General features: G+C 63.2%; 7 protein-coding genes. 6 read left to right on the forward strand and 1 reads right to left on the reverse strand.

Annotated features, from left to right (window positions below; translation table 11 throughout):
- Window positions 1–65 precede the first annotated feature (65 nt).
- Window positions 66–2,915: an RNA polymerase-associated protein RapA gene (locus C1896_16415; GenBank protein AZZ46353.1), complete on the forward strand. Its 2,850-nt coding sequence runs from the start codon at window positions 66–68 to the stop codon at window positions 2,913–2,915.
- A 161-nt stretch (window positions 2,916–3,076) separates the two neighbouring features.
- Here C1896_16415 and C1896_16420 read toward each other — a convergent pair whose 3' ends face one another.
- Window positions 3,077–7,498 (reverse strand): ATP-dependent DNA helicase, encoded by a 4,422-nt coding sequence (locus C1896_16420; GenBank protein ID AZZ47707.1) that lies wholly within the window; start codon window positions 7,496–7,498, stop codon window positions 3,077–3,079.
- Window positions 7,499–7,620: 122 nt separating this feature from the next.
- Here C1896_16420 and C1896_16425 point away from each other — a divergent pair, with 122 nt between their 5' ends.
- The 5 genes from C1896_16425 (at window position 7,621) to C1896_16445 (ending at window position 12,887) form a co-directional block, all read left to right on the forward strand.
- Window positions 7,621–7,932, forward strand: coding sequence for a hypothetical protein (locus C1896_16425; protein ID AZZ46354.1), 312 nt, complete (start codon window positions 7,621–7,623; stop codon window positions 7,930–7,932).
- A 27-nt stretch (window positions 7,933–7,959) separates the two neighbouring features.
- Window positions 7,960–8,655, forward strand: a complete 696-nt coding sequence (locus C1896_16430; GenBank protein ID AZZ46355.1) for an SDR family NAD(P)-dependent oxidoreductase — start codon at window positions 7,960–7,962, stop codon at window positions 8,653–8,655.
- Window positions 8,656–8,874: 219 nt separating this feature from the next.
- Complete coding sequence (locus C1896_16435; protein AZZ47708.1) at window positions 8,875–10,170, forward strand: ergothioneine biosynthesis protein EgtB; 1,296 nt, start codon at window positions 8,875–8,877, stop codon at window positions 10,168–10,170.
- Between the two features lie 3 nt (window positions 10,171–10,173).
- Entirely contained in the window at window positions 10,174–11,139 is a 966-nt protein-coding gene (egtD, locus tag C1896_16440; protein AZZ46356.1) for an L-histidine N(alpha)-methyltransferase, read from the forward strand.
- A complete protein-coding gene (locus C1896_16445; protein AZZ46357.1) occupies window positions 11,136–12,887 on the forward strand; it encodes a peptidase S8 and S53 subtilisin kexin sedolisin in 1,752 nt (583 codons plus the stop codon). The genes egtD and C1896_16445 overlap by 4 nt, the downstream gene beginning before the upstream one ends.
- Window positions 12,888–13,228 lie beyond the last annotated feature (341 nt).

Genomic DNA, 13,228 nt, shown 5'->3' on the forward strand with positions numbered 1-13,228 from the left:
CTGTCGTCGCTCTCTTGGCAGTGTTCCGTTAATATAGCGGGCTTTTTTACAGCGGGAGGCAGGGCATGGCGCAGCAGTATCTACCGGGGCAACGCTGGATCAGCGACAGCGAAGCGGAACTCGGTCTGGGAACCATCCTCATGCTAGATGGCCGGATGCTCACCGTGCTTTATCCCGCCACGGGCGAAACCCGCCAGTACGCCGCCCGCAGCGCCCCGCTGACCCGCGTACGCTTCGTGCCCGGTGACGAGATCACCCATTTCGAAGGCTGGAAGATGACCGTGCGCGAAGTCGACGATGTCGACGGCCTGCTGGTCTATCACGGCCTGACCGCGCAGAACGAAGCCCGCACGCTGCCGGAAACCCAGCTGTCGAACTTCATCCAGTTCCGTCTTGCCAGCGACCGTCTGTTCGCCGGTCAGATCGATCCGCTGAACTGGTTCAAACTGCGCTATCACACGCTGGAAAACCAGAGCAAACAGCTGACCTCCTCGCTGTGGGGCCTGGGCGGCGTGCGTGCGCAACCCATCGCGCATCAGCTGCACATCGCCCGCGAAGTCGCCGACCGGATCGCTCCGCGCGTATTGCTGGCGGACGAAGTGGGTCTCGGTAAAACGATCGAAGCCGGCCTGGTGATCCATCGCCAGCTGCTCTCTGGCCGCGCCAAGCGCGTGCTGATCCTGGTCCCGGAAAACCTCCAGCACCAGTGGCTGGTGGAAATGCGCCGCCGCTTCAACCTGCAGGTCGCCCTGTTCGATGACGAACGCTTTATCGAAAGCGATGCGAGCAATCCGTTCGAAGACACCCAGCTTGCACTGGTCTCGCTGGAATGGCTGAAGGATGACGAGCGCGCTCAGGACGCGGCCTTCGCGGCTGGCTGGGATCTGCTGGTGGTGGACGAGGCCCATCACCTGGTCTGGCATCCGGAAAACGCCAGCGCTGAATACAAGCTGGTCGAGCAGCTGGCCGAAGTCACACCCGGCGTGCTGCTGTTGACCGCAACGCCGGAGCAGCTCGGCCAGGAAAGCCATTTCGCCCGCCTGCGCCTGCTGGACCCGAACCGGTTCCATGACCTCGAAGCCTTTCGCGCCGAAAGCGCCAGCTACCAGCCGGTCGCCCGCGCCGTGCAGGAACTGCTCGACGAGGGTCGCCTGTCGCAGGAAGCGCACCAGACCATCCATGACTTCCTTGGCGCCGAAGGTGAAGCGCTGCTTGCCGCCGCCACCGATGGCGACATCGAAGCCAGCAGCCGGCTGATCCGCGAGCTGCTCGATCGTCACGGCACCGGCCGCCTGCTGTTCCGCAATACGCGGGCCGCCGTGCGCGGTTTCCCTGAGCGTCAGTTGCATCCCTATCCGCTGCCCTGCCCGGCTGAATATCTGGAATTACCACTGGGTGAGCATGCTGAGCTGTATCCGGAAGTCAGCTTCCAGAGCCAGCAGGAAGAGCCCGATGCGCAGAATCGCTGGTGGAGTTTCGATCCGCGCGTCGAGTGGCTGATCGACACGCTGAAGATGCTGAAGAAATTCAAGGTGCTGGTCATCTGCGCCCACGCCGAGACGGCGCTGGACCTGGAGGACGCCCTGCGGGTGCGCTCCGGCATTCCGGCCACCGTGTTTCATGAAGGCATGAGCATTCTTGAGCGCGACCGCGCCGCCGCCTACTTCGCCGACGAGGAGTTCGGCGCGCAGGTGCTGATCTGCTCCGAGATCGGCAGTGAAGGCCGCAACTTCCAGTTCGCCCACCATCTGGTGCTGTTCGATCTGCCAGCGCACCCGGACCTGCTGGAACAGCGCATCGGCCGGCTCGACCGAATCGGCCAGGCGCACGTCATCCAATTGCATGTGCCGTACCTGGAAACCAGCCCGCAGGAACGCCTGTTCCAGTGGTATCACCAGGCGCTGAACGCGTTCCTCAACACCTGCCCGACCGGCAACGCCTTGCAGCATCAGTTCGGCTCACGCCTGCTGAACCAACTGGAGGAAGGCGATGACGAGGAGTTCCAGGCACTCATCGAGGAGGCCCGCGCCGAACGCGAGCGCCTGGAAGCCGACCTGCACGCCGGCCGTGACCGCCTGCTGGAACTCAACTCCGGCGGTGGTGAACAGGGCAAGGCGCTGGTCGAAGCCATCGACGAACAGGACGACCAGTTCGCCCTGCCGATCTACATGGAAGAACTGTTCGACGCCTTCGGCATCGACAGTGAAGACCATTCCGAAAACGCGCTGATCCTGCGTCCCAGCGAAAAAATGCTCGATGCCAGCTTCCCGCTCGGTGACGACGAAGCCGTGACCATCACCTACGACCGCGAGCAGGCACTGGCTCGCGAAGACATGCAGTTCCTCACCTGGGAACACCCTATGGTGCAGGGCGGCATGGACCTGGTGCTGTCCGGCTCCATGGGCAACACCGCAGTGGCGCTGATCAAGAACAAGGCCCTCAAGCCCGGCACCGTGCTGCTGGAACTGCTCTACGTCAGCGAGGTGGTGGCGCCGCGTACCCTGCAGCTCAATCGCTTCCTGCCGCCGTTGGCGCTGCGCTGCCTGCTGGATTCGAACGGCAATGACCTGGCCTCGAAGGTCGCCTTCGAAACCCTCACCGACCAGTTGGAAAGCGTGCCGCGGGCGAGCGCCAATAAATTCATCCAGGCCCAGCGCGATGTCCTGGCCGTGCAGATCGCCGATGCCGAAGCCAAGATTGCGCCGCGCCACAGCGAACGTGTTGCCGAAGCACAGCGTCGTTTGAAGGCCAGCCTCGACGAGGAACTGGCACGGCTGACGGCACTGCAAGCGGTCAACCCGAGCGTACGCGACAGCGAGATCGAAGCCGTGCGCCAGCAGCGCGAAGAAGGCCTGGCGATGCTGGAAAAAGCCGGTCTGCGACTGGAGGCGATCCGCGTGCTGGTCGCCGGCTGACGTTTACCGCGACATGAAAAGGCCGGCTGCGAGCGATCGCAGCCGGCCTTTTTTGTTTGCCTCCATGAGGCTTGACGTTGCTTGTCCATCGGCATCAATCATATGCATCCCGAACGACGGCTCTCGCAAGCTCAAGCCTTCCTACGAGTATTGGTGCGGTACTAACGTCGCGCCACTGCCAGCAGTTGCCTTGCCTTTCGCTGGTCGTCTTCGTCCAGTTCCGCCAGCAGTTCGGGTTTTCCGGCCACCAGCAATGCCAGCGGCACGCCGTCGCGATAAAGGATGCGATTGCCCGTCACCGCGGGTACGCGCTCACCTGGCAGCAGGGTGCCGACCTGGTTCAACGGATCGACCGCCGAGACAGCGAGCATCTCGCCAACCAACGCTCGCTTGCGAACCTCGCGCAGCAGGCCCACCGCCTCCGGCAAGGCGAACTGTTCGCCCGGCACACCTGCGACGAAGCGTCCGCCGCGAATGTCGCCACGCGCTTCGAGGCGGTGATAGACCCGCAGCAGCTCGCGCCAGGGCGGTAACCAATCCGCCTCACGGTCCAGCAGGCGCCAGAACACCACACCGTAGCGGCGCAGCAGGGTCATCGCGATATGCTCCAGCGCTTCAGGATCGAGCGGAGGCCGGCGCGGTGGTGCGGTTTCGACCGAAGCCGGTGCGCCTTTGCGCACCAGGGCCCAGCGACCGGCGTCCGCCATGCCGCCGATGAAGGCACCGCCGCGGCTCTGCCGGCTGCTGCGTGAGCGTTTCGCAGCGGGCGCCAGCAACGCCCGCAAACCGGCAAAACTGTCCGCATTGACCAACCCGACCGCAACCAGCTCACCGAGCGCATCCTCCAGTTCACTGCGCAACAGGCGTGCGTCCTGCTGCAGCTCATCGAAGAACAAGGCGCCCTGCCCCTGCAACGTCTCGAACACCCGCTGCGCGCGAGACGACAGCTCGGGCTGCGGCGCATCACTGGCCAGTGCATACCAGGCCGCCAGTTGCCGGCGCGGTAGCAGCACGATAGGCGTACCGCGCACCGGCCCGCTGCTGGCTTTGATTCGCCCGGCCAGGCGCGTCCAGACAATGCGTCCGGAGCGGCACAGCTCGTCCAACCAGGTGCCGCCGTAATCCTTCAGGCGCGCCGGCAGCAGGTCGCTCTCCCAGGCGCCTGCCGCGGCCTGAAAGCCTTCAAGTTGCTCAACTACCGTGCCGAGCGCATCGCGGCCCTGCATTCGTGTCGCCTCGGACAGGTGCTGCCAGTCGAACAGGAAGCGCATGAAATCAGCGCGCTCGACCGGTTCGATTTCGCGGCGCAGGCGCTTGACCGTGTAACGATGGATACGCGCCAGCAGGTGCCGCTCGCACCACTCATCTTCACGTGCGCCAAGCGTGAAGCGGCCGCGTAGCACATAGCCTTCGGATTCAAGGCGAGTCAGCGCCAGCGCAACCGCCGAGGCCGGCAAGGCCAGCGGCCGGGCGATCAGCGGTACCGGCAAGGGGCCGAAGCCGGTCAGGCGCGCGCGGATCAGCTCGACCAACGCGTCGTCTTCGCTAGAGTGCTGATCGAAACCGGGCAACGGTTTGAGGACCGGCTCGCAATGACTGCTGGGATAGATCGACTGCAACAGCGCCAGACGCTCGATGGGTAACCAGAGCGCGCGATCCTGCGCGACCTGCATCCGCGTTGTGCGCCCGCCACGAGCCAGTTCGCTCAGCCAGGCCAGCCACTGGGGATCGGCCTGCGCTTCCACTTCAGCGATGCAGCCGAGCCCCGTCAGCGCTTCGTGCAACTCATCCGGATTGCGTGCCTGGGGCCAGGCTTCCTCGCCCACCGCTTGGATCGCAGCGGCATCCAGCGCGCCGAGGTCGTCGGAAGATTCAGGGTCGGTCCAGCGGCGATTGAGCACGGCCTGGGTTCGGCGCTCTTCCAGTGGCGCATCGTCGAGAAAGGCGTACGGCCGCGCGCCCAGCACTTCCATGGCCAGCGGCGACGGTGTCGGCAGGTCGCGCGCCAGCAGCTCGATTTGGCCCGCCTCGATGCGCCGCAACAGCGCCAGCCAGCCTTCGCTGTCCATGGCCTCGTGCAGGCAGTCATTGAGCGTCTGTGCAACCAGCGGATGATCCGGCACCTCCCGCTCGCCGACGATGTTCTCTAGGCAGGCGACCTGGTCCGGGAACACGGTGGCAAGCAGATCTTCACTCTTCATTCGCTGCAGCTGCGGCGCCACCTTGCGCCCGCCGGCCATCCGCGGCAGCGCCAGAGCGGTAGTCGCGTTCCAACGCCAGCGCACACCGAAAAGCGGCGCATCGAGCAGTGCCTGGATCAGCACCGCCTCGGCGCTGTTGGGGTGCAGGTAGCGCCACACCTCATCGAGCGGGAAGCTGTGACTGGTGGACAGCGAAAAGATGATCGCGTCCTCGGTCGCCGCGGCCTGGAGCTCGAAGTTGAAGGTGCGGCAGAAGCGCTTGCGCAGCGCCAGGCCCCAAGCGCGGTTGATCCGGCTGCCGAACGGCGAGTGAATAACCAGCTGGGTGCCGCCGGACTCGTCGAAGAAGCGCTCCATGATCAGCCGCTGCTGCGTCGGCAGCGCGCCCAGCGCGGAACGGGCGCGCGCCAGGTACTCGACGATCTGGCGCGCCGCGGCGTCTGGCAGGCCAAGGGTGTCGGTGAGCCAGTCGATGGCGGGCTGGAGCCGTGAGGAGCCCGCTGAAGCATCGGCACCTTCCGCTTTTGTAGGGGCTAGCTTGCTGGCGATCCCTGGCTGCGTAAAAGCATCGCCAGCAAGCTGGCTCCTACGAGATTCGGCTTCCGTCAGACGCTCATCAACCTCCCCTCGCAGTCGCGCCACCGCTGCGGATAACTCGTCGCTACGCCCAGGCGCCTCGCCTATCCAGAACGGGATATTCGGCGGCTGGCCTTGCGCGTCTTCTACCCGCACCCGCCCAGATTCGACCTTGATGATGCGGTAGGAGGTATTGCCCAGCTGGAAGACGTCACCGGCAAGACTCTCAACGGCAAAATCCTCGTTGACCGTGCCGATATTGAAGCCCTGGGGTTCGAGCAGGACCGAATAGTCGGCATTGTCAGCGATGGTGCCGCCGGAGGTCAGCGCGGTCAGACGGCCGCCGCGGCGTCCGCGAAGACTGCGGCTGACCAAGTCGCGGTGCAGATAGGCGCCGCGCGCACCGTGACGGGTGGTGTAGCCCTCGGCGAGCATTGCCAGCAGCGCCTGATAGTCCGTCTCGCTCAATTGTGCGTAAGGCATCGCCCGGCGAATCAGCGTCAACAGCGCGTCTTCCTGCCACTCCTGGCACGACACCTCGGCCACGATCTGCTGCGCCAGCACGTCCAGTGGCGCTTTGGGAATCACCAGCGTATCCAGCTCACCGCGACGCACGCTGTCGAGCAAGGCGGCGCATTCGATCAAATCGTCGCGTGAGCTGGGAAACAGGCGCCCCTTGGACACGCCACCGACCTGATGTCCGGCGCGTCCGACGCGTTGCAGGAAGGCGGAAATCGAGCGCGGCGAGCCCAGCTGGCAGACCAGTTCGACATCACCGATATCGATGCCCAACTCCAACGAAGCAGTAGCCACCAGCACCCGAAGCTCGCCGCGCTTGAGGCGCTGCTCGGCATCCAGCCGTTGCTCGCGCGCCAGGCTGCCGTGATGGGCGGCGACCACTGCGTTGCCGAGACGCTCACTGAGATGCCGCGCGGCCCGTTCGGCCATGCGCCGGGTGTTGACGAAAACCAGGGTGGTCCGATGTTCAGCCGCCAACGCGGCAAGCCGGTCGTACACCAGCTCCCAGACATCGTTGCTCATTACCGCTTCCAGCGGGACCGGTGGCACCTCCAGCGCCAGGTCACGCGCTCGGCCGTGGCCCACATCGACGATCTCGCAGCGGCGCCCCGCACCGACCAGAAAATCAGCAACTGCCTCGATGGGTTTCTGCGTTGCCGACAGGCCGACCCGCACCAGCGGACGTGCGCACAACGCCTCCAGCCGTTCCAGCGACAGCGCCAGATGGCTGCCACGCTTGTTACCGGCGATGGCGTGAATCTCATCGACGATCACGCTGCGAACACCGGCCAGCATTTGCCGACCAGACTCGGAGCCGAGCAGCACATAAAGCGATTCCGGCGTGGTCACCAGAATATGCGGCACCCGTTTGCGCATCGCCGCGCGCTCGGCCTGCGGCGTGTCGCCGGTGCGCACGGCGGTGCGAATTTCCAGCGGTGGCAGACCGAGCGCTTGCAGCTGCGCGGAGATACCCGCCAGCGGCTGTTCCAGATTCACGTGGATATCGTTGGACAACGCCTTGAGCGGCGAGACGTAGAGTACCGAGGTCTGGTCCGGGAGACCGCCTTCGGCAACGCCCTGCTGCACCAGCTGGTCGATGGCGGCGAGAAAGGCCGTGAGCGTCTTGCCCGAGCCAGTCGGCGCTGCTACCAGCGTCGACTGACCGGCGCGTATCAGAGGCCAGGCGCGGGCCTGAGCGGGAGTCGGCGCCGGAAAGCTGCGACCGAACCAGCCGGCCACTGCAGGGTGGAACGCAGCCAGCGCTGCATGGGCGAGAGAGTCTGTCATCTCCTGAATATGCTGCCGCAGCGGCTCATCCACAAGGCCGACTCAGCACATCCCGTCGCGTCAAAGGAAACGGCAGCGCCGCTTGGCGGTCCACTTCATACAGCCCGAAGACGGAGAAACCCATGAGCAACCAATCCTTGAACCTGGACGAAGCGATGCAGCTCGTTTCAGAAGCCTTTCTACCTTGCGGTTGCGTGACCAGCGCCAACCCTGACGACGACAGCTTCGGCTTTACCGTGATGTCGGGCAGCGGTACCGAAGTGCTACGCGTTGCCAACGTGTCACGCGAGGAATACACCAGCCCACAGCGCCTCGGCAGCGTCATCGAGCAAGCCAGGCTGGATGTCGAAGACAAGGATCAGCGCCTCGAGCCCTGGACCATGCCCGCCCTCGATGACGACACCGGCATCCCGGAAACCCCGCCGAACTATTGAGGCTTCTGCCAGCTGACGAGGACGACCATGAGCGATCCGGTACTTCTGATCACTGGTGCCTCCTCCGGGATAGGCGCTGCCACTGCCCGCCTCGCGGCCGAGGCCGGGTACCGCGTTGCCCTCGCCTCGCGCTCCGAGGACAAGCTGACGCGACTGGTGAACGAGCTTGGCGGCCCTGAGCGCGCGTTGGCGATCCGCTGTGACGTGAAGGAGTACGCCGAGCAACAGGCCATGGTGGAGCAGGTGCTCAATCATTTCGGCCAGCTCGACGCGGTCTACGCCAATGCCGGCATGCCGGGCAGCGAAGGCGGCTTCAGCGGCGCCGATCCCGAAATCTGGCGCGAGATGCTGCTCACCAACGTCTACGGCGTCGGCCTGACGCTGCGCTGCAGCCTCGAAGCGCTCAAGGCCAGCCGTGGCCATTTGCTGCTGACCGGCTCAGCCGCGGGCCGCTTCGTGATCCCCGGCTCCATGTACAGCGCCAGCAAATGGGCGGTGACCGGCATGGGCCTGAGCGTGCGCGAAGAGCTGCGCGGCACCGGCGTGCGCGTCACGCTGATCGAACCGGGCATGGTCGATACACCGCTGTTCGATCAGCCGCCCCCCTATGCGCTACAGCCCGACGACATTGCTCGCGCGGTGGTCTATGCGCTATCGCAACCAGGCCATGTCGACGTCAATGAGATTCTGATCCGGCCAGTCCCGCCGGTGGAGACCGATTAGCCGGTCGGTTTTTTTTCAGGCTGGACCGGCCAAGCTGTGGAACAGCAGATGATGGAGGCGGATGGGCGTTGAGCGGCCTGGCGATTCATCGCTGGGCTGCTTTCATGAATATCTTCAAAGAGGCGACCAGCCGCACGCCGCAGAAACTTTTGCGCCTCGCTTCGGGTCGCTTATAGAGGCGGTTTTTGGCCGCTCCATGCTTCGATCAGGGGGATGTCCATGGGTAACCTGGCACAACAGCCGAAACAGCAACCGGTCCTGGCCGATATGGATCACCTGCTGCAGCGTTTCCAGCAAGTTCGCGCCACCAGTGAAGCAATTTGTGCACCGCTGCAGATCGAAGACTACGTCATCCAGAGCATGCCCGACGTCAGCCCGCCGAAATGGCACCTGGCGCATATCAGCTGGTTTTTCGAGGCATTTCTGCTCAAGCCTTGTCTGCCAGGCTACAAGCCACTGAATGCGGCTTACGACCACCTGTTCAATTCCTACTATGAAACCCACAGCACGCCGTTCCCACGGGTTCAGCGTGGGCTGATCTCGCGCCCTGGCGTAGAGGACGTCTACCGGTTCCGCCAGCATGTCGACCGGGCAATGGGCGAGCTGCTGACCCATCCGCCACAACAGCACGCCGCCGAAATCATGCACCGGGTCGAGCTGGGCTTGCAGCACGAGCAGCAGCATCAGGAATTGCTGTTGATGGACATCAAGCACATCCTTGCGCAGAACCCGCTGCACCCTGTCTATCGCAGCGACTTGAAACCTGCACCCGCACGGCATAACGACCGTGTTCGCTGGCACAGCTATGCCGGTGGCGTGCGTCATATCGGCCATGCTGGTAGTGGCTTCGCCTTTGACTGCGAGACGCCGCGACACCGCCAATTCGTCGAAGATTTTCAGCTGGCCGACCGCTTGGTCAGCAACCGCGAGTACCTGTCGTTCATCGCAGACGGCGGCTATGCGCGAAGCGAACTCTGGTTATCCGATGGCTGGGCGCATATCCGCCAGCACGGCTGGAACGCCCCGCTGTATTGGCATCGTGAGGACGGCGGCTGGTGCGAAATGACACTTGCCGGATTACAGCCACTGGACCTCGAAGCGCCCGTCTGCCACATCAGCTTCTATGAAGCGGACGCTTATGCACGCTGGGCCGACGCCAGGCTGCCCACGGAAGCCGAATGGGAGGTCGCCGCCACCGACCAGCCACGGCGCGGTAACTTTCTGGAAAGCGACCATCTGCAACCTGTTTGTGCCAGCGTGCCGCATGAGGGGCCGGCACAGTTGTTCGGTGATGTCTGGGAATGGACCGCCAGTGCCTATCGGCCCTACCCCGGCTTCCATCCGCTGGAAGGCAGCCTGGGCGAATACAACGGCAAGTTCATGTCCGGTCAGATGGTCTTGCGCGGCGGTTGTTGCGCCACTCCTGAGTCGCACATCCGCGCCACCTACCGCAACTTTTTTCAGCCGGCGATGCGCTGGCAATTCGCCGGGCTGCGCCTGGCCAGGGAGCTATGAAACATGGCACTAGCCGTACACTTTCATGACCAGACGCAGCCGACCCACGACAGCTCCCTGCGCGACGAGGCACTGGAAGGTTTCGCTGCATCGCCGAAACACATCTCGCCGAAGTTTTTCTACGACCGACGCGGCTCGGAGCTGTTCGAGCAGATCTGTCTGCAGCCCGAGTACTACGTGACCCGCACCGAGGAAAAGATCCTCGCCAAGGCGGCAAACGAGATACTGGAAATTGCCGGCCCACAGACCGATCTGATCGAGCTGGGCAGCGGTGCCAGCCGCAAGGTACGCCTGCTGCTCGAGGGGCTGCGGCCGGTCAGTTACCTTGGCATCGATATTTCTGAAGACTTCCTGCTCACGAGTACCCAGCGCCTCGCCGCAGACTATCCCTGGCTCGAAGTGCATGCAGCCTGCGCAGATTTTTCAGACGAGCTGAAACTGCCGGATGATTTCACCTTGCATCATCCGCTGGTGTTTTTCCCGGGCTCGAGCATTGGCAATTTCACCCCGCTGGAAGCGCGCAAACTGCTCGGGCATCTGCATGCAATCCTGCCACCGGGCGGTGGCCTGTTGATTGGCGTCGATCTGGTCAAGGACCGCAGCGTCCTGGAGGCGGCTTATAACGATCGCGCCCACGTCACGGCCGCGTTCAACCTCAACCTATTGCAGCGCATCCGCAACGAGCTCGAAAGTGATATTGACCCGTCGCGTTTTACCCACCGGGCGTTTTTCAACGAGCAGGACTCGCGGATAGAGATGCACCTGGTCAGCCGTGAGGCGCAGGACGTGATGATCGAGGGCCAGCGGTTCCATTTCGATGCGGGTGAAAGCCTGCATACCGAGAACTCCTACAAATACACCTTGCAGTCGTTTGCCGACCTGGCCAATAGCGCAGGCTTCGACTGCAGCGGCCAATGGACCGACGCTCAGGATTTGTTCAGCGTGCACTACCTGCAACGTCGTCCATGAGGCTCATCACCCAATACGTATCCGCCCTCACCTTTGCGCTTGGCCTTGGCAGCGCCGCTGCTGAGGAACAGCCGCTGCGACTCAAAGACCTTCAGCGCTGCGGCGACCTGTTTTCCACCGAGCAGCTAACGTTCTGCCTGCGCAGCGAAGGCGTGGCCAAGGCGGATCTGCAAGTGATGCTAGGCGGCAAACCCGTCGAAACCGCTCAGCAACAGAATGGGCGACTCCGCCTGACACTGAACCGAAAGGATCACCAGAGCGGTCCGCTCTGGCTGGAGCAAGGCGATCGCCACAGCAATCCTGTCTGGCTCACCCTCAACGGTAGCCACGTCGTGCCGGCGAGCCCGGACGAAGTAGCCAAGAACATGGATGGCCTGACCACCTACGTGGACCTGGTCAGCCTGATCATCGAAGAGGATCACGACGGACTGGAGGAATCGCGGCGCCTGGCGAAGAAGTATGGCGCCGAAGTGGTTGGCGCCATTGCCCCACTCAATACCTATCAGCTGCGGTTGCCGGCCAAGAACCTGACCGAGCGCGACGCGCTGGTGCTGCGCCTGGGTAGCGAAACGAGCGTGGATGCGGTGGTTATCGAGGAATCCGGTGCCGAGGAGCCGCTGGAAGAAGACACGCAAACCAAGCCTCGCAACAGTGAGTGGGTGGCCAACCGCTTTCTCGATGCCGTGGATTTCTATTTGCATCGGTTGCCCGGCCAGAAACCCTCGATCAAGACCCATCCGGTGCGGATTGGCATCATCGAGCGCGACGTCGACTTCGATTCGCCCGAATTCGCGGCCTACCTGGGCAGCTGCGACCCAGCCAAGCCACGCACCTGCGTCTACGCGCGTGATGCCGAGTCTCCTGCGGATCACGGCACCAGCGTCACCGGCATCCTCGCGGCACGAAGCGTCGACCCAGGCGACAACGGCTTCCTTAGCGCCCTGGAACCGACCAGCTCCGGCTTCGAGGTGATCGTCGAGCGCAACTCGGATGCAGGCATCACCGCCAACGTCGCGGCCTCGGTCAATCTGGTCGAGGACGGCGTGCGTGTGCTGAACTGGAGTTGGGGTATTCACCGCGTCGGCACGCTCGACGTGGACGGCGAGAAGATCGATTCACTGGTGCGCTCCGGCGTGGCGATGAGCGGCTATGAAGAACTGCTTGAGGAATTCTTCCTCTGGTTGCGCCGCGAGCATCCGGACGTGCTGGTGGTGAACTCCGCCGGTAACGGATCGGCGCATTCCGGCCAGGACGACTATCGGCTGCCCTCCTCCTTTATCACTGACCAACTGCTGGTGGTGGGCGCGCATCAGCGCGACTTCGGCAAGAACGTACCGGTTGACCACCCGGACTACGTGACCAAGCGCCCATCGTCCAATATCGACATGCGAGTCGATATCACCGCTTCGGCATGCACCCGAGCGGCAACGCTGGAACTCGGCAAGCGCGGTGAGGTGCATTGCGGCACCTCGTATGCCACGCCAATGGTGACGGGGGTCGTCGGTGCGATGCTGTCGATCAACCCGGCCCTCGAGCCGGCACAGCTGCGTGAACTGCTGCGTCGAAGCGCGCTCACCATCGGCCGCAACAGCGACTTCGAAGCAGTAGAAGCCGATGACCTGACCGCGCCGATCCTGCCATCTGAGCGCAGCTACCAGCTCGACAATCAGGACATTGGCCGCTCCGCTCGCCTGGACATGCGCAAAGCATTAGAACTGACTGTCGACAGCCTGCAACAGGTTCGTTGATCAACGGGCCGGCCACGGCCCGTCAACCCACCTTATTTCCTTACGATTGCAACCTGCAGACGCTTAGAACAATGCGGCTTCACTCTGAAACACTCTGCAACAAAACCAAGCGCATGACCATTCAAAGTCAAACCGCTCATGCAAAGCAGCAACGCTCGACCAATTTAGCCGTCAAGTTTCGTAGTCCCGCGTTCAAATTCAGTTAAATCAGGAACTTGCTTGATACTGTCATTTCAATATTTATAAGCCACTATGTAATGGCAATATAGCAATCAGCCATTAAATATTTTTCGTTGTGTGATTTTTTGGCGCCAATATAAGTTCAAAATTTAATAATCAAT

It is taken from the genome of Pseudomonadaceae bacterium SI-3 (genome assembly GCA_004010935.1).
Taxonomy (GTDB): domain Bacteria; phylum Pseudomonadota; class Gammaproteobacteria; order Pseudomonadales; family Pseudomonadaceae; genus Stutzerimonas.